Annotated in this window: 13 protein-coding genes, 3 tRNA genes and 2 pseudogenes; 2 read left to right on the top strand and 16 right to left on the bottom strand. The window is 37.6% G+C overall.

What is annotated here, in order from left to right; translation table 11 throughout:
* The 3 genes from ABD909_RS01830 to ABD909_RS01820 all read right to left on the bottom strand — a co-directional run.
* The coding region (locus ABD909_RS01830) for a GTP-binding protein (protein WP_234924853.1) at positions 1–127 on the bottom strand (127 nt) is incomplete at its 3' end.
* A gap of 170 nt (positions 128–297) precedes the next feature.
* Positions 298–371, bottom strand: a tRNA-Gly gene (locus ABD909_RS01825).
* A gap of 31 nt (positions 372–402) precedes the next feature.
* Positions 403–486 (bottom strand) — tRNA-Tyr (locus tag ABD909_RS01820).
* A 203-nt stretch (positions 487–689) separates the two neighbouring features.
* On the opposite strand from ABD909_RS01820, the gene ABD909_RS01815 reads away from it, so the two are divergent.
* Entirely contained in the window at positions 690–1,520 is an 831-nt protein-coding gene (locus tag ABD909_RS01815; protein ID WP_345096260.1) for a TrmH family RNA methyltransferase, read from the top strand.
* Here ABD909_RS01815 and ABD909_RS01810 read toward each other — a convergent pair.
* From ABD909_RS01810 to ABD909_RS01785, 6 genes and pseudogenes are all read right to left on the bottom strand, one after another.
* On the bottom strand, positions 1,510–2,247 hold the full coding sequence (locus tag ABD909_RS01810) for a rhomboid family intramembrane serine protease (RefSeq protein ID WP_345096259.1): 738 nt from the start codon (positions 2,245–2,247) through the stop codon (positions 1,510–1,512). The genes ABD909_RS01815 and ABD909_RS01810 overlap by 11 nt on opposite strands.
* A 545-nt stretch (positions 2,248–2,792) precedes the next feature.
* Entirely contained in the window at positions 2,793–3,218 is a 426-nt protein-coding gene (locus tag ABD909_RS01805) for a DUF2155 domain-containing protein (protein WP_345096263.1), read from the bottom strand.
* 75 nt (positions 3,219–3,293) lie between these two features.
* Entirely contained in the window at positions 3,294–3,692 is a 399-nt protein-coding gene (locus ABD909_RS01800; RefSeq protein ID WP_345096258.1) for an NADH:ubiquinone oxidoreductase subunit NDUFA12, read from the bottom strand.
* Between the two features lie 182 nt (positions 3,693–3,874).
* Positions 3,875–5,374 (bottom strand): Asp-tRNA(Asn)/Glu-tRNA(Gln) amidotransferase subunit GatB, encoded by a 1,500-nt coding sequence (gatB, locus tag ABD909_RS01795; protein WP_345096257.1) that lies wholly within the window; start codon positions 5,372–5,374, stop codon positions 3,875–3,877.
* Between the two features lie 127 nt (positions 5,375–5,501).
* Positions 5,502–6,928: pseudogene (gene tig / locus ABD909_RS01790) on the bottom strand (trigger factor).
* 135 nt (positions 6,929–7,063) lie between these two features.
* Positions 7,064–7,146, bottom strand: a tRNA-Leu gene (locus tag ABD909_RS01785).
* A gap of 169 nt (positions 7,147–7,315) precedes the next feature.
* Between ABD909_RS01785 and trmFO the strand changes: the two are divergent.
* Positions 7,316–8,721 (top strand): annotated as a pseudogene (gene trmFO / locus ABD909_RS01780) (methylenetetrahydrofolate--tRNA-(uracil(54)-C(5))-methyltransferase (FADH(2)-oxidizing) TrmFO).
* A 521-nt stretch (positions 8,722–9,242) separates the two neighbouring features.
* Here the strand turns inward: trmFO and ABD909_RS01775 are convergent.
* The 7 genes from ABD909_RS01775 to ntrX form a co-directional block, all read right to left on the bottom strand.
* A complete protein-coding gene (locus ABD909_RS01775; protein WP_345096256.1) occupies positions 9,243–9,521 on the bottom strand; it encodes an HU family DNA-binding protein in 279 nt (92 codons plus the stop codon).
* A gap of 232 nt (positions 9,522–9,753) precedes the next feature.
* Positions 9,754–12,177, bottom strand: coding sequence for an endopeptidase La (lon, locus tag ABD909_RS01770; protein ID WP_345096255.1), 2,424 nt, complete (start codon positions 12,175–12,177; stop codon positions 9,754–9,756).
* A 179-nt stretch (positions 12,178–12,356) separates the two neighbouring features.
* The gene (gene clpX, locus ABD909_RS01765) at positions 12,357–13,631 is read right to left on the bottom strand and encodes an ATP-dependent Clp protease ATP-binding subunit ClpX (protein WP_345096254.1); all 1,275 of its coding nucleotides are present in this window, start codon (positions 13,629–13,631) and stop codon (positions 12,357–12,359) included.
* A gap of 183 nt (positions 13,632–13,814) precedes the next feature.
* Entirely contained in the window at positions 13,815–14,438 is a 624-nt protein-coding gene (gene clpP, locus ABD909_RS01760) for an ATP-dependent Clp endopeptidase proteolytic subunit ClpP (RefSeq protein WP_345096253.1), read from the bottom strand.
* 145 nt (positions 14,439–14,583) lie between these two features.
* Positions 14,584–15,393 (bottom strand): glycosyltransferase family 32 protein, encoded by an 810-nt coding sequence (locus tag ABD909_RS01755; RefSeq protein WP_345096252.1) that lies wholly within the window; start codon positions 15,391–15,393, stop codon positions 14,584–14,586.
* Positions 15,394–15,403: 10 nt separating this feature from the next.
* Complete coding sequence (gene trkA / locus ABD909_RS01750; RefSeq protein ID WP_345096250.1) at positions 15,404–16,780, bottom strand: Trk system potassium transporter TrkA; 1,377 nt, start codon at positions 16,778–16,780, stop codon at positions 15,404–15,406.
* Between the two features lie 4 nt (positions 16,781–16,784).
* The gene (gene ntrX, locus ABD909_RS01745; protein ID WP_345096249.1) at positions 16,785–18,143 is read right to left on the bottom strand and encodes a nitrogen assimilation response regulator NtrX; all 1,359 of its coding nucleotides are present in this window, start codon (positions 18,141–18,143) and stop codon (positions 16,785–16,787) included.
* Between the last annotated feature and the right edge of the window lies 1 nt (position 18,144).

Here is an 18,144-nt window from a genome sequence, read left to right as displayed (position 1 = left end):
CATAGGCTTTAAATTCACCAAAATATTTCGTAATTGCTGCTGTTAATGAGGTCTTCCCATGATCAACGTGACCTATCGTGCCTATATTAACATGTGGTTTCGTACGTTCAAATTTGCTCTTTGCCATCACTATTAATCTCTTGTTTTTTCGTACTCAAGAACAGGACCCTAGAACTGTATAAAACCGGACCACTTTCTTAACCCAATCATTACAACTCTTAAAGACGGAAACCTCTACCCAATATATAATGAAAAAACCTTTCACCATACTCACGAACCCAATCATCAGCAACTATTTGGAGCGGGTAGCGGGAATCGAACCCGCGTATTCAGCTTGGAAGGCTGCTGCTCTACCATTGAGCTATACCCGCATAACCCACGCACTAACTCTCCTTCGATGAATGGTGGAGGGGGTTGGATTCGAACCAACGTAGCATACGCAACGGATTTACAGTCCGCCCCCTTTAACCACTCGGGCACCCCTCCATTACATCGACAAAGCTGCGTGACGAGGCATCACGACAACCAAATTTTGACCATTCAATTCAAACTGGTTTCGGGGCGGTTATGACGATTACTATCGTATCTGTCAACACAATAAATACATTTCTTTATAAATTTCCTGCTAATAATTTTAAAATCACAAATTTTTCTATCTATTTTTGCTCTTAAAGCGCTATAAAGAAACCATGAAAGAAAAAATATCGAAAAATACTCATTATGCTCGTTTAAGTCGCCAATATCGAGATGCAAAGAGTATTTCTTCTCACTCTACCATACAGCCGAAAAAGAAAATTGCTTCCTTACAACAAGGAAAAATCTGTCTTTATGGCATCCATACCGTTCAGTCTGCTTTAAAAAACCCAAAAAGAATTTTTAACTCTCTCTATGTTACAGCTAATGCTTTAAAACGATTAAATGTATCCGAATCAGAATTACCTTGTCCTGTGACATTATGCTCTCCCAAACAACTTGACGCACTCGTTGGAAGTGAAGCAGTTCATCAAGGAGTTGTTGTAGAAACTGAATCCTTAAAACCATGCCAATTGTCTGAATTAACCAATACCGATCTTGTTGTCGTCATGGATCAAATTACCGATCCACACAATGTCGGCGCTATTATGCGCTCTGCAGTTGCATTTAAAGCTGGTGCACTTATTACAACCTCTCGCCACTCACCCCAAGAAAGTGGAGTTCTTGCTAAAGCTGCATCCGGAGCTTTGGAGCTTATCAATTATATCACCGTACGAAATCTTGCCGAAGCTCTTCAAGAACTCCATAAAGCAGGTTTTATTAGCTTTGGACTCGATTCTGAAGGAGAATATTCTCTAGAGTCTGTATTGAAAGGGAAAAAAATTGCTCTTATTTTAGGTGCAGAAGGAAAAGGTTTACGCAAAAAAACACGTGAAACCGTTTGTACATTAGCGCGTCTTGATATGCCTGGAAATATTAAATCATTAAATGTTTCAAATGCAGCAACAATAGCGCTTTATGCAGCCCATAAATATCTTAGATCATAGTTTTCAATTTTTTTCGCGAAGTATCAAATAAACGAATTAACAAAAAGCCAGAAAAAAAGCCACCAATATGTGCCTCCCATGCGATTGCAGTTCCCTCTCCTGCAAATAGAGAAGAAAAAATTCCTATGATAAAATCAATACTCAGCCATAAACATACAAAAACTAGCGCACTCTTTGAACGTAATACTTTTTTGACAGGTAAGAGAGGACCTAAAAATCTATCATTCTGCATACTGCTTCCCAAATAATTTAGAGGAAAAACATAACGTATAATGGCACCCATCATTCCACATACTGCACCTGATGCACCAACAAGCGATACCGCACTGTTGTGATGAAATACAAAGTAAGTCAATACAGCGATCATCGCTGTTAATATCCAAAAAAATAAAAAGCGTAAACTACCCAAATGCCTTACCAAAGGAGTTCCAAATACCAAAAGCCAAGCCATATTAAGAGCAACATGTTGAAAACTACCATGCATAAATGAATACGTAATAATCGTATAGCAAAATGCTAAGGGTTCAGTTTTAAATAACACTGGTGTAAATGAAAAAAGCTCAAAACTTTCAAGAGAGAGTGTATAAGAAAAAAAATACTGAGGAATAATATAAATGCAAAAACAAAGTGTGATCATAACCACTATCATAAATGGAATATTCAATAACGATTCTTTCGGTTGTTGTGAAAAAAATGACACATTATTTTGCTGATTAGCATCTTTCATTATATAAAATCTCATACTCTCTGGTGAATTGATAGTTCTTTATACAAAAGGGATATATCAGTTTTAACAATAAGGTAGTTTTAAATTTAGCTTCATTCGCTTCCCACTCCTAAAGTTTAAATGTTATTCTATGAAGACACTTGTATAATAGGATCTTTAAAATATCATTCATAAAGCCACAACATTAAATCGCAACTATTCAATTAACTAAAATTTTCCTTATGGAGACGATGTTGTTTTGATGTTTCATCTATTAAATATACGACTCAATCAAAAAGAAATAGATCTATCCCTATGGGAAAAAATCTCATAAACTCATGTATATTCCTCTGTAGAAGAATAATGATTATTGTTGAGCAAATTTATAACCACATTATTACGAAAAATATATAATATGCAAAGCAAACAATTTACCTTTTAAAGGCACAAATCTCTTCCTCTTTTCAGCATCTCACTACTCTTATTTAAAAAGTTGCATTTAGCTGCTTTTAAATAGAACTATAAAACAAAAACAATAAGCTATCTTTCACCCTCTTAGACAAAAATCATTGAACAGAAAGATTCTGAGAATTCTGTTTGCAGTCTTTTAACCACACGTCATAGATAGGATGTTCGACTGCATTCAAACCAGGACTATCTGCAAACATCCATCCTGTAAAAATACGTCGTACCTTTTTATCTAGCATCATCTCATTCACTTCGATAAAACCAGTTGTACGGGTTGGCTCATCCTTAGAGCTCGTATAACACGCTCGTGGTGTCACCTGTAAAGCACCATATTGATAAGCTTCACCAAGAGAAACTTCAAAACGCGTGGTCCGACCAGTAATTTTATCAAGACCAGCAAAAACAGCAATGCCATTGCTAATACGCTCAGCCTGCACTCCACAAACTGTAGAAAAAACTACGACAACCCCCATAAAAAAACGACAAAAAAAATGTCTCAATCCTAACCCTAAAAAAGCTCTCATCACATCAAATCAATTGCATTTTAAAAATTCTATTTATAAAATAGTACAAATTAAGAAAAAATACACCAAAACACTTTATTTTTGAGGCGACCATGCATCATAATCTTCATGCACATAAGAAGGCTTACTACTATAAGGAATAGCTCCTTTTGGACGATAAGCTTTGCTTGTTCCTGTCATATTAGCAATATGGGGCTTTTCCCACTCATATGGGCAATAGTTCTCTTGCGGTGGGGGACAGTCACAACGATGATGGATCCAGCCATGCCAACCTGGAGGAATAGTAGAAGCTTCAGAATAATCTTTATAAATGACCCAACGACGTGGATAACCATCCTTGTGCATCCCTCCCTCATAATAAATATTCCCAAACTGATCTTCCCCTATCTGCTTACCTTTGCGCCATGTAAAAAAGCGTGTGTTTATCGTATTGCCATTCCACCATGTGAAGATTTGCTTTAAAAAACGAACCATCTGCTCTTCCATTCATTTAGTATGCTCATGAAACCAATCACTGAAATAAATTTTTTATAACACCTGAAATTACTGAAAATAGAATTTTACTGGCAAAACCACTCATAGTTTTATTTGATAGGTAAATCCATATCCATTTACTGTGAAAATATCACATTTACGGATTCTCCTCTATCCCTAACTTAATCTATACCAAGTTTCCTCTTAACCAATTCATTAACAGTTTGAGGATTTGCCTTTCCACCTGTTGTTTTCATAACTTGTCCAACAAACCAACTAGCTAAAGCAGGCTTTTGTTTTGCTTTTGCAACTTTATCAGAATTGTTAGCAATAATTTCATCTACAGCTTTCTCTATAGCTTTTATGTCTGTCACCTGCTTCATATTGCGTTCTTCTACAATCTGACGCGGATCTCCACCTTCATGCCAAATAATTTCAAAGAGATCTTTAGCGATTTTTCCAGAAATTGTCCCTTCTTTCATAAGATCAATAATTTCCCCCAATTGATCTGGTGATATTGGTGTTTCCTCAATCTCACGATTATCTTTATTTAAAGCGCCCAAAAGATCATTAATCACCCAATTTGCAACTATTTTTCCATCACGCCCATGGGCTACTTTTTCAAAATAATCAGCAATGGCTTTTTCGGTAACAAGAATAGAAGCATCATATGACGTCAATCCCATCTCCTTGATAAAACGTGTCTTTATATCATCAGGCAATTCAGGCAATTCAGCAGCTAAAAAATCCACAAATGCTTGATCAAATTCCAATGGCAAAAGATCAGGATCAGGAAAATAACGATAGTCATGTGCTTCTTCTTTGGAACGCATAGAACGCGTTTCACCTTTTGCAGCATCAAAAAGCCGCGTTTCTTGATCTATGACACCACCATCTTCTAAAATTGCAATTTGACGACGCGCTTCATACTCAATCGCTTGACCAATAAAGCGGATAGAATTCACATTTTTGATTTCACAACGCGTCCCAAAACTCTCACCAGGGCGACGAACTGAAACATTAACATCAGCCCGCATAGATCCCTCATCCATATTGCCATCACAAGTCCCTAAATAACGAACAATTGTACGCAATTTTGTCATATAAGCTTTGGCTTCATTTGAAGAGCGCATATCTGGTTTAGAAACAATTTCCATAAGAGCAATACCAGAACGGTTAAGATCTACAAAAGACATCGTTGGGTGCTGATCATGCATTGACTTTCCAGCATCTTGTTCAAGGTGCAATCGTTCAATGCCAATTTCAATGTCCTCAAATTGACCATTCGAATCGGGACCAACAGATATAACAATCTTTCCCTCTCCAACAATTGGATAGCGAAATTGAGAAATTTGATACCCTTGGGGTAAATCTGGATAAAAATAATTCTTACGATCAAAAACAGATTTTAAATTAATATGTGCTTTTAATCCCAAACCCGTTCGAACCGCCTGACGAACACATTCCTCATTCAGAACAGGTAGCATACCAGGCATAGCTGCATCAATAAGTGAAACGTGATTGTTTGGCCCAGCGCCAAATTTGGTTGACGCGCCTGAAAAAAGTTTTGAATTTGATATAATTTGTGCATGAACCTCCATGCCAATAATGACTTCCCAATCACCTGTCGCTCCAGAAATAAAACGTTTAGAATCAGGAGTGCGCGTATCAACGATGCTCATTGCTAATCCACTATCAATATTTTCAAATACACTTGAGGGCTAATCTAAAAACACTCTTCGTGCAAGCCTAGAATAGAAATCTCATAAACAAGCCCGACTTCATCGGGCTTGTTTGTACTGGCTAATATTAATCTTTCTTAGAAGCCTTTTTCTTAGCTGGAACTTTTTCCGTAGCTTTTTCTTTCACTGCAGATTTTTTCTTTGCCGGCTTTTTTTTGTCAAATCCTCTTCATCAACTTCCTTCATTAGCTCTTCAACCGTCACTTCTTTATCTGTAACTTTTATCCGTTCCAGCAAATAATCAATGACTTTTTCTTCAAAAATTGGAGCACGTAAATTTGCAACAGCTTCCGGAGTATTTCGGAAAAAATCCATAATTTCCTTTTCTTGTCCAGGATACTGGCGAACCTGATCAAAAACCGCCGATTTTAATTCATCTTCACTGACTTTAACACCAACCTTCACGCCAATTTCAGAAAGCACCAAGCCAAGACGAACACGACGCTGTGCAAGCACACGATATTCCTCCCGCGCCTGCTCCTCTGTAACACCTTCATCTTCAAAACTGTGTCCAGCCTTTTTCAAATCATCATTCACCTGATTCCATATATTGTTAAATTCAATTTCTAAAAGTCCTTCAGGAATCTCAAAATTATAATCAGCATCTAAAGCATCAAGAATTTGACGTTTAATCTTTTGACGTGTCATCGTGCCATATTGGTTTTCAATCTGCCCACGAACAACTTCACGCAAACGATCTAAAGATTCTAAACCAACTTTTTGTGCTGCTTCATCATCAATTTTTAGCTCATCCGATTGAGAAACAGCTTTAATGGTGATATCAAATTCTGCATCCTTACCGGCTAAATGAACGGCATTGTAATTATCAGGGAATTTAACAGAAATTGTTTTCTTATCACCCGCTTTTACACCAACCAATTGCTCTTCAAAACCAGGGATAAATTGCTTCGATCCTAGAATCAATTGCGCATCATTATCCGTTCCTCCCTCAAATGGAACACCCTCAAGCTTACCAAGATAGTCTATTGTAATGCGATCACCTTCTTCAGAAGGACCATCCTTCAGTGAATAACTACGTGTAGAAGAAAGGATACGCTTTATTTGATCATCAATCTCTTGTTCAGGAACAGTGGCAATTTCACGGATAATTTCAATATGTTCAAAGTTCTTAATTTCAAACGTTGGTAAAACTTCATACTTCAAATTAAAAACAAAATCGGCTTTGCCATCCAGAATTTGTTCGTCTTCAGCTATATCAATTTGCGGCTGCATAGCCGAACGTTCATCACGTTCAGCTAAAATAGAACGGGGGGCATCACTGACAATCTCATTGAGAATTTCTGCCATAAAAGACTTACCATACATCTTTCGTAAATATCCAGCAGGCACCTTACCAGGACGAAAACCATTGAGTTTGATCTTATCCTTGGTATGATCCAACCGTTCTTTCAATCTTTCTTCTAAATCTCTCGCCGGAACCACGATCTTAATTTCGCGCTTCAGTCCTTCATTAAGCGTCTCGGTAACCTGCATTAAACAACCTTCATTTTCTTAAGGAGAGGGATAACCCCACTCTGATAATAACCACATTCTAACACTTAAGTGTTAAATCACCATGAAGCGGAATTCCAGACATACAGATACCTATATGTGCTCAAAAAATCCCTTTGGTGCGGATGGAGGGACTCGAACCCCCACGGTCTCCCGCCAGAACCTAAATCTGGTGCGTCTACCAATTTCGCCACATCCGCTTAAACTTACAAACCAGTAACCTTACATAAGCGGCGTTTCTATACCATTAATTAGAGAAAAAAAGCAAACAAATATATTAAAAATATCCAAACACATATTATTCTTCGATAAATTGCAAAAATAAAATTTACACTTTTCACACAGAATGACTTTCGCTAAAAACAGGTTATGTTAAATATATCCAATACTCCAATCCATATCATCGGTGGTGGTCTTGCTGGCAGTGAAGCAAGTTGGCAAATCGCTCAATCGGGAATCCCCGTTATTTTGCATGAAATGCGGCCTCAAAAAAAATCCGATGCCCATAAAACCGATAAGCTTGCAGAGCTTGTTTGTTCAAATTCATTGCGTTGTGATGATTCATCAACAAATGCTGTAGGACTTTTACACAGTGAAATGCGACTGGCAAACTCGCTGATCATGAAAGCTGCTGATGCCAATAAAATACCAGCAGGAAGTGCCCTTGCCGTTGACCGTGATGAATTTGCAAAAACCATTACGACAACGCTAGAAAATCATCCGCTTATAACAATAAAACGTGAAGAGATTCGAGAGTTTCCAGAGGATTGGCACCATATCATTATTGCAACAGGCCCTCTTACTTCACCAGCCCTTGCTCAAACAATACAGGCAATAACTGGAACAGAATCTCTTTCTTTTTTTGATGCTATCGCACCTATTGTCTATACTGATAGTATTGATTTGGATATTTGTTGGTATCAGTCTCGCTATGATAAAATCGGACCTGAGGGAACAGGAAAAGATTATCTTAACTGTCCCCTTAATAAAGAACAATATGAAACGTTCGTTCAAACATTGAGAAGTGCAGAAAAAACCGAATTTCGTGACTTTGAAAAAAAAACTTATTTTGATGGATGCCTACCAATTGAAATCATGGCTGAACGCGGACTTGAAACTCTTAGACATGGCCCCATGAAACCTATCGGATTAACCAATGCTCATAATCCCACAGTTAAACCTTATGCTGTTGTACAATTACGCCAAGATAATAAGCTTGGAACCCTTTATAATATGGTTGGCTTTCAAACAAAACTAAAATATAGCGAACAAACTCGCATTTTTAAAATGATCCCTGGTCTTGAGCAAGCAGAGTTTGCACGCCTTGGTGGGCTTCATCGTAATACTTATCTTAACTCACCCACCATTCTTGATCAAACGCTTCGCTTGAGACAAAAAACACAGTTGCGTTTTGCGGGACAAATTACCGGATGTGAAGGTTATGTAGAATCATCGGCAATAGGGCTTCTTGCTGGACGTTTTGCCGTTGCTGAATATCATCATAATGTCCCTTGTCTACCACCAATAACAACAGCATTTGGAGCTCTTTTGAATCACATTACCGGTGGGCACATTGTAACAGAAGAAACAAAAAAAAATCTTTTCAACCAATGAATATCAATTTTGGACTTTTCCCCCCTATTGCTTCTAAGGAGCATTTAGGAAAACGTTTACCAAGCAAAGAAAAGAAATTAGCAAAAAAACAAGCACTAACCACTAGAGCTCTCAATGATTGTACTCAATGGTTAGCAGAAAAAAATAATCTCTTTTTATGAAAATATATTATTTACTTCCAGGACATACAAACAGATTCAATTCCCTATTGAATCTTATACCAAAATCATTCTAAAGCCTTTGTGATACTGATCTACCAAAAAAAATAAACACTACGCTATATCCTATTGTTGAGCTATATAGCGTAGTAAATTTAAAAAAGCTTTTTCACTATCAATATAATTATTCCAGCAATAAAAAACTAAATACATAATAAATTTACCACAATAATGGTTCATTTATCACTTTTTCTATGCAAGAATACCATAAAACACTAGTATAACAGAACTATAATACTCTTTATAATTCACACAAATGCTTACAGCGACACATTTTATTGAAATATTCAAATAAATATGTACGCGCACCAATATTTACGAAAATTCTAAAAAACACCCTCTAACAGCACGAACACTCCTTGAAGAAAGCACATACTATAACTCGCCACGTGAAAAGCACATTATAAAAAAGTTTAAAAAAACCCGCTTATAAATATATCGGGTTTTCTTTAGCATTGTTCAAATTATTTTTTATTAACAGCTTCTTTTAAAGTTTTCCCTGCAGAGAATTTTGGCACAAAACGTGCTGGAATATTAATTTCAGCACCAGTTGAAGGATTACGCCCCTTTGTCGCAGCACGATGAGAAACTTCAAAGGAACCAAATCCTGGAAGACGAACATCTCCTCCTGAAGCCAAAGCCTCTGTTACAGAAGCAATAAAAGCATCAACAACGGAACCTGCTTGCGCTTTCGAAACACCAGCCTTTTCAGCAACAGAGCTAACCAATTCACTTTTATTCATGGAATATTTCCTTTCCCTATATTACCGGATAACACAACTTAACCGTGTTATTGGTCAGTTTATTGAAAAGTACAACAAACAGAAGTCTTATTTTTATCCAAAACATTGTTTTTTTAGCAATAATAACAGTTATTCACGGAATTTTTTACTTTTTCTTCAAAATAGATAAAAAAATAATCACGAATACGCCCCTTTTTGCTCGAAAAATGCCATTGCAAACAAGATGAATGAATCAGTGCGCAATCTGTATTCCTTCATTGTCGCTCTCTGTCCTTGTAGGTACAGGTGCTGTAGAAGGCTCTGTCCATTCAATAGGCTCAGGAAAACGAACCAAAGCATATTTCAGAACTTCGCTCACATGATTTACTGGGATAATCTCCATATTATTTTTAACATCATCAGGAATATCAACCAAATCTTTCGCATTTTCTTCAGGAATAAGTACTTTTTTTATTCCCCCTCGAAGAGCTGCTAATAATTTTTCTTTTAATCCACCAATCGGTAACACACGCCCTCGTAAAGTAATTTCACCAGTCATGGCAATATCTTTATGGACCGCTATCCCTGTTAATACTGAAACAATTGCCGTTACCATTGCAATCCCTGCTGATGGACCATCCTTTGGTGTCGCCCCTTCTGGAACATGAACATGAATATCACGTTTTTCAAAAAGCGGAGGCTCAATACCAAAATCAACTGCACGAAAACGAACATAAGATGCAGCTGCAGAAATTGATTCTTTCATGATATCGCGCAAATTTCCAGTTACAGTCATCTTACCTTTACCGGACATCATAACACCTTCAATGGTCAATAGCTCTCCACCAACCTCTGTCCAAGCAAGCCCTGTCACAACACCAATTTGATTTTCTCCTTCAATCTGATTATAGTGGTAACGTTTAACACCTAAGAAATCACTAATATTATTTTCTGTAATCTTTATAGATTTTTGATGCGTTTTAAGAATTTTTGTAACTGATTTACGTGCTATTTTCATGAGCTCACGCTCAAGGTTACGGACACCTGCTTCGCGTGTATAAAATTGAATAATTGATCTTATTGCACCATCAGAAACACTGAATTCTTTTTTCGATAAACAATGATCTTTTAATGCCTTTGGTAAAAGATGTTGTTTAACGATCTCTATTTTTTCGCATTCAGTATAACCTGCGATACGAATAATTTCCATGCGGTCCATTAACGGTCCTGGTATATTAAGCGTATTCGCAGTTGTTATAAACATAACATCAGAAAGATCATATTCGACTTCTAAATAGTGATCAATAAATGTGCCATTTTGTTCAGGATCAAGTACTTCTAATAAAGCTGATGAAGGATCTCCACGGAAATCTTGCCCCATTTTATCAATTTCATCCAGCAAAAAAAGCGGATTAGACTTCTTCGCTTTTTTCATAGACTGAATAATTTTTCCAGGCATAGAACCGATATATGTTCGACGATGTCCACGAATTTCCGCTTCATCACGTACCCCTCCTAATGAAATACGAACATACTCACGTCCCGTCGCTTTTGCAATAGAGCGCGCTAGAGATGTTTTTCCTACACCAGGAGGACCTAGTAAACAAATTATAGGGCCTTTTATTTTTGATGCTCGACTTTGTACTGCTAAATATTCAGTGATTCGCTCTTTGACCTTTTCAAGACCAAAATGTTCATTATTCATAATTTTTTCAGCAAAATCTAAATTGTTTTTAATTTTCGATTTTTTGCCCCAAGGCATTGCTAATAACCAATCAAGGTAATTACGTACAACTGTTGCCTCTGCAGACATAGGAGACATATTGCGTAATTTTCTCAATTCTGCGCCAGCTTTTTCCTGCGCTTCTTTGGAAAGTTTTGTTTTCTTAATACGTTCCTCTAATTCAGAAAGCTCATCACGGCTATCATCACCCGCACCCAACTCTTTCTGAATAGCCTTCATCTGCTCATTGAGATAATACTCTCGTTGGTTTTTTTCCATTTGCCGTTTAACATGCGAACGAATACGCTTTTCAACCTGCAGAACAGAAATTTCTCCTTCCATAAAGGACAGGACACGTTCAAGACGATCGCGGACAGGTAAGAGTTCTAATATTTTCTGCTTTTCTGAAAGCTTAATCATCAAATGAGAAGCAATCGTATCGGCAAGTTTAGAAGGATTATCAATCTGGCTAATAGCATTGACAATTTCAGGAGAGATTTTTTTATTCAGTTTTACATAATTTTCAAAATAAGCAATTACTGATCTTGAAAGAGCTTCAATCTCAACATCATTCTCTTTCGATTCTTCTGTAACAGTTGCAAGGGCCCGATGATAATCTTCACTCAAAGCAAATTGTTTAATTTTTGCACGTGCAGTACCTTCAACCAGAACCTTTACCGTTCCATCAGGAAGTTTTAAAAGTTGAAGAATATTCGCAAAGGTACCAATATCATAAATATCTTCTGATTTTGGATCATCATCAGAAGCATTTTTTTGCGTAACCAACAATATTTGCTTATCCACCGCCATTGTTTCTTCAAGAGCACGAATTGATTTTTCTCGGCCCACAAAAAGCGGAACAATCATATGTGGGAAGACAACAATATCACGAAGAGGTAAAACAGCGTAAAACCCCTCTCTTACTTCATCTGTCTTTTCATCAATATATTGCATAACTCTCCTTTCTGGAGCCTATGATCTATCCGTTACACAAGCCCATGCTTAGAAAACTTCAGCTTTACATAACACATGAAGTGGTAACTGGAAGCATATAAATCAAGCATTATGACCATAATACCCAGAAACATTCATCCTCAAATGGCGTTTATTGTTACTTCTTATATCACACAATATCATGCCGATACATTTTCTTTATCCTCTGTACATTCCGAGTAAATATAAAGAGGACACGCTTTTCCATCTGCTACATCACTTGAAATAACCACTTTTTGAACACCTTCAAGTGCTGGAAGTTCAAACATTGTCTCAAGAAGTATCTTCTCCATAATAGAACGCAAACCACGTGCACCGGTTTTCCGCTCAATTGCCTTCTTAGCGATAACCCGTAACGCATCTTCATGAAATGCTAATTCGACATTCTCCATCTCAAAAAGACGCTGATATTGCTTCACCAACGCATTTTTGGGTTGTGATAAAATTTGAACAAGCGCATTAACATCTAAATCTTCTAAGGTAGCAACAATAGGAAGACGGCCAATGAACTCTGGTATCAAACCAAACTTTATAAGATCTTCAGGCTCTAAATCACGAAAAATTTCACCAACACAACGCTCATCAGGTGCTTTAACAGTTGCAGAAAAACCAATAGATGTCTTTTCACCACGCCCAGAAATAATACGCTCCAAACCAGCAAAAGCTCCTCCACAAATGAACAGAATATTGGTTGTATCAACTTGAAGGAACTCCTGTTGCGGATGCTTTCGCCCACCTTGAGGAGGAACAGAAGCAATCGTTCCTTCCATAATTTTTAATAATGCTTGTTGAACACCCTCCCCCGATACATCTCTTGTAATGGAAGGATTATCAGCTTTACGAGAAATCTTATCAACCTCATCGATATAAACAATACCACGCTGTGCACGTTCAACATTATAATCAGCAGCCTGAAGAAGTTTGAGAATAATATTTTCAACATCCTCACCTACATAACCTGCTTCTGTCAAAGTGGTCGCATCTGCCATGGTAAAAGGCACATCAATAATACGTGCCAATGTTTGTGCTAAATAAGTTTTACCACATCCCGTTGGGCCAACAAGGAGAATATTCGATTTTGCTAACTCAATGTCATTGCTCTTAGACTGATGCGCAAGTCGCTTATAATGATTATGCACAGCAACAGAAAGAACACGCTTTGCATGTTGCTGACCAATAACATAATCATCAAGAACTGTGATAATTTCCTGTGGAGTAGGAACACCATCACGTGCCTTAATCCCAGAAGATTTATTTTCTTCACGAATAATATCCGTACAAAGCTCTACACATTCATCACAAATGAATACAGTGGGCCCTGCGATGAGCTTACGCACCTCATGCTGACTTTTGCCGCAGAATGAGCAATAGAGAGTATTTTTTGATTCGTTCCCGCTATTGCCAATTTTGCTCATTTTTCTTTCCTTTCACCACGATATATGAATACTTCGTCTTTCCAAAGGAAGTCTTTCATAAAGAAAACTTTAAGACATATAAAAAAACCTGCATGTTACAATATCTTTAGATGTTCTTCTCTTATTTTCGCAACTCTATTAAAAACTCTCTCTTTACAGTAGCTCTTTTTTCTATAAAAACTCTTAATCTTTTTCAGTTTCTGCACGATATTGTATAACATCGTCAACTAAACCAAATTGTTTGGATTCCTCTGCAGTCATAAAGTGATCGCGATCAAGAGTTCTTTCAATAACCTCATAGTCTTGGCCTGTATGTTGAACATAAATTTCATTTAAACGACGTTTCATTTTTATAATATCTTGCGCATGCCGCTCAATATCTGAAGCCTGACCTTGAAAACCACCAGATGGTTGATGCACCATAATGCGTGCATTTGGCAATGTAAAACGGTGCCCCTTTGCTCCAGCTGTTAAAAGTAACGAACCCATAGATGCAGCCTGCCCCATGCATAGCGTGGAAACGGGAGGACGAATAAACTGCATGGTATCATAAATTGCCATACCAGATGTTACGACACCCCCTGGAGAATTAATATAAAGACTAATCTCTTTCTTAGGATTTTCTGCTTCCAAAAAAAGTAATTGAGCACAAACAAGCATCGCCATACCATCTTCAACAGGACCATTAATAAAAATAATCCGCTCTTTTAAAAGACGAGAAAAAATATCATAGGCTCGTTCACCACGATTAGTTTGTTCAATAACCATAGGCACAAGACTTAATGCTGTTTTCATTGGATCACTCATATTTTAACTTTCCATTCATATAACAACCGCTCTTTACGCATTCAATACTTTTTTCCATAGGCCAACATTACTCTGTTAGGCAAGCCATAATCAATGCTCTGTAAGCAAGATTAAAATCCCAGTGGTTAAAATAGCAATAATAACCCTATCTGAACAAATCATCTGCATCAGGAATGCGAGACACGGCCCAATGATAAAAGCTACCTTCTTGGGGTTGTTGAGTAGTCATCATCTTTCTATGAATATGGAACCCTATTAAACGTGTATCCTCAAGTGGCTTAACACCAAAAGCAGGATCAAAAATGCGTTCAGTTTTCCGTCCTGTCCAATAATAAAAAGTCTCTTTTTCCTTTGCTTCATGAAAAAAACCATACCGTTTGGCTAATCGTGAAATACCATCATTGCCAAATATTGTAACTCCAAGATTTCCTGGTAAAATTGGCATTTTTTTCCTCTTCAACCAGAATGGTTTCCAAACACGACGTTTAAAACCAAGCCAATGAGGAACCATTTCTGTACCTGTCCAATAATCTTCAAACACTTTTATAATAGGATTATCAGACGGAAAATAAAGTGCAGAAACACCTACTCTTACAGCATTTTCTCGTGCAAGCCAAACCTTCTGTGTATCTGGATGAAATTGTTTAAGCAAATAAACATCAGTATCTAACCACACACCTTGTTGATATTTCATCAACATAACACGAAAAAAATCTGAAAATTGAACAATTGTACAGCTTTGTTTATCATCAGAAAAATTGGGATCAAGACGATAAATTGCTGAACGTGGTAGAATTGATTCGGCTGCATATAATTCAACACCAGCAGGGAGATTCTCTATTTCTTTGTTGTAACTGAAAAGTTTAACACGTTGCCCAGTTTTAACCATAGACGACAAACAAAGTCTATCAACCAGTCTTAATTTTCCACTATACCAAAAAGTGCAGATATCCATAGGCAATAGATCAAAAATATTCTAAACTTACACGGAAGAGCTGCTCCACATCACGAACACACTCCACAAGAGCAAAAATTACTATTCGATCGCCAGATAAAATACGTGTATCTGCCGAAAGCTGTATTATGGCCTTATTGCGATAAATTGCACCAATTCTCAACCCTTCTGGTAAAGCTAGCTCTGACAATGATTTACCAACCAATGAAGAGGTTTGCATCACTTCAGCTTCAATAATTTCTGCCTGCCCATTAAAAACTGAGTGAACAGCACGAATACGGCCACGACGCATTTGTTGCAAAATTCTTGATATCGTAACACTATGTGGATTAAGATATGCATCCACACCAACGGCACGGCTAAACTCTTGGTAAGCGACATTATTAATCAATACCATATTGGCTTTGCATCCCAATCTTTTAGCAATAATAGCACTTAAGAGATTGACCTGATCATGATTGGTCAATGTAATCATTAAATCGGCCTTATCAATTCCAGCATCTTGAAGAATTACCGGATCTAATACATTCCCATACAAAACTGTTGTCTTTTCAAGTTGATCAGCAATTGTGAGAGCTCTCTCTCTATCCGATTCTATAATCTTCAATCTTAATTTATGAAGACGCTTTTCAATAGCCTGTGCAACATAAAGACCAATGTGACCGCCTCCTGCAATAATCATGCGGTGAGCATCTTCTTCTTTATGACCAAAAAGCCCAACTGCACGACGCATTTGATCACGAGCTGCAACGAGATAGGTTATATCACCAACACGCAATTGCGTATCTGAATGTGCAATCAATAATTCTGAACCACGTTTAATCGCAGTAACTGTCGTGTGAAGATCTGGAAAAAGCTCCGTTAATTGACGCAAAGGCGTATTAATAATTGGACAATCTTCCATGCATTCCAAAGCTAAAGCAATAATATCATCATTACAAAAATAAAGAACATCTATTGCACCAGGTAGAGCAATACGCCGTAAAACCATTTCACCAACTTCAACTTCTGGCGAAATAACCACATCAATGGGAATATTCTCTCTAGAAAAAAGCGTTTTATAACGTGGTTCTAGATAAGATTGTGAACGAATACGCGCAATTTTTGTTGGAACATTAAATAAGGAATGTGCCACTTGGCACGCCACCATATTGACTTCATCAAATAAAGTGACAGCAATTAGCATGTCTGCTTTGTCTGCATCAGCAGCCAAAAGAACCTCAGGCCGCGAACCATGACCAACAAAACCTCTCACATCCAACGTATTGCGAATTTTTTCAATCAATCTTGTTTCAATATCAATAACAGTAACATCGTGATTTTCAGCTGCAAGGCGCTCTGCTATCCCATAACCAACCTGTCCTGCACCACAAATAATAACACGCATAACCTTATGAAACTCCAAGCGCTTTAAGCTTACGGTGCAAAGCTGAACGCTCCATACCTATAAATTCAGCTGTACGGGATATATTCCCACCCAAACGCCCAATCTGCGCTACTAAATACCTCTTTTCAAACAATTCCCGCGCCTCACGCAGCGGTAAATCCATGATACTCTCATCTGCATCCATTTGAATGCGTGGCAAAGAATCACTTACTTCGCTAGGAAGAAATTCCGCTGTTATCGGACCATCACCCTCACGTACAAGAATGAGAAGACGCTCAATATTATTCCGCAATTGCCGTACATTACCTGGCCAAGAATGTGTTTGTAAAATAGCAATCACATCCTCACTAATCTCACGCGGTTTAATACCGACTTGCTGTGATATTGTTTTCACAAAATGGCGCACAAGTTCTGGAATATCTTCACGTCGCGCTGACAGTGGTGGAACAGTAATAGGAACAACTGAAAGACGATGAAAAAGATCTTCCCTAAAGCGTCCATCTGATATGAGATTTTCAAGATTTTGTGCCGTTGAAGAAATGATACGCACATCCACCTTAACACGTTTTGTACCACCAACTCTCTCAAATGTTTGCCCCGTTAGAACCCGAAGTATCTTTCCCTGAGTTTCACGTGGCATATCAGCAATTTCATCAAGATATAATATCCCACCATGTGCTTCCTCTAAGGCACCGATTTTGCGCTCTCCTCCTTCCATTTCGCTACCAAATAATTCGATTTCCATTCTTTCTGGAGTAATTGTTGCAGCATTTATTGTCACAAATGGCCCATTTGAACGCGTGGAAAGTGCGTGAATAGCACGTGCGACCATCTCTTTGCCCGCACCTGAGGGACCTGTAATCATAATACGACTATTTGTTGGTGCTACTTTTTCTATGATTTGACGTAAATTTTTTATAACAGTTGATGTTCCGAGAAGTTCCAATGTATCGTTTGAGCGCTTTCGTAGTTCTAAAAGCTCACGTTTTAAATTTGAGTTTTCAAGAGTCCGTTCCGCAACCAAAACAAGCCGATCAGCTTTAAAAGGTTTTTCAATAAAATCATATGCCCCTCGTTTTATAGCAGAAACAGCCGTCTCAATATTACCATGACCAGAAATCATAACCACTGGAAGAGCAGGATAGCGCGTTTTAATCTCATCAAGTAGTGCTAACCCGTCAAGACGACTTCCCTGTAACCAAATATCTAAAAAAATAAGCTTTGGAATACGTGCACTAATTTGCGCTAAGGCTTCATCAGAATTACAGGCAACACGTGTTTCATAACCTTCATCATCTAAAATACCAGCAACAAGCTCACGAATATCTGCTTCATCATCAACAATTAAGATATCTGATACCATT

The organism is Bartonella acomydis (assembly GCF_039543025.1).
Classification (GTDB): Bacteria; Pseudomonadota; Alphaproteobacteria; order Rhizobiales; family Rhizobiaceae; genus Bartonella; species Bartonella acomydis.
The sequence above is the reverse complement of the archived record's forward strand: the minus strand, read 5'-3'. Positions and strand labels throughout refer to the sequence as shown.

Excerpts from the sequence above, each read along its gene's own strand:
- ABD909_RS01815 (WP_345096260.1), top strand. The coding sequence starts at position 690 with ATGAAAGAAAAAATATCGAAAAATACTCATTATGCTCGTTTAAGTCGC.
- ABD909_RS01810 (WP_345096259.1), bottom strand. The coding sequence starts at position 2,247 with ATGAAAGATGCTAATCAGCAAAATAATGTGTCATTTTTTTCACAACAA.
- ABD909_RS01805 (WP_345096263.1), bottom strand. The coding sequence starts at position 3,218 with ATGAGAGCTTTTTTAGGGTTAGGATTGAGACATTTTTTTTGTCGTTTT.
- ABD909_RS01800 (WP_345096258.1), bottom strand. The coding sequence starts at position 3,692 with ATGGTTCGTTTTTTAAAGCAAATCTTCACATGGTGGAATGGCAATACG.
- gatB (WP_345096257.1), bottom strand. The coding sequence starts at position 5,374 with ATGAGCATCGTTGATACGCGCACTCCTGATTCTAAACGTTTTATTTCT.
- ABD909_RS01775 (WP_345096256.1), bottom strand. The coding sequence starts at position 9,521 with ATGAATAAAAGTGAATTGGTTAGCTCTGTTGCTGAAAAGGCTGGTGTT.
- lon (WP_345096255.1), bottom strand. The coding sequence starts at position 12,177 with ATGCAATATATTGATGAAAAGACAGATGAAGTAAGAGAGGGGTTTTAC.
- clpX (WP_345096254.1), bottom strand. The coding sequence starts at position 13,631 with ATGAGCAAAATTGGCAATAGCGGGAACGAATCAAAAAATACTCTCTAT.
- clpP (WP_345096253.1), bottom strand. The coding sequence starts at position 14,438 with ATGAGTGATCCAATGAAAACAGCATTAAGTCTTGTGCCTATGGTTATT.
- ABD909_RS01755 (WP_345096252.1), bottom strand. The coding sequence starts at position 15,393 with ATGGATATCTGCACTTTTTGGTATAGTGGAAAATTAAGACTGGTTGAT.
- trkA (WP_345096250.1), bottom strand. The coding sequence starts at position 16,780 with ATGCGTGTTATTATTTGTGGTGCAGGACAGGTTGGTTATGGGATAGCA.
- ntrX (WP_345096249.1), bottom strand. The coding sequence starts at position 18,143 with ATGGTATCAGATATCTTAATTGTTGATGATGAAGCAGATATTCGTGAG.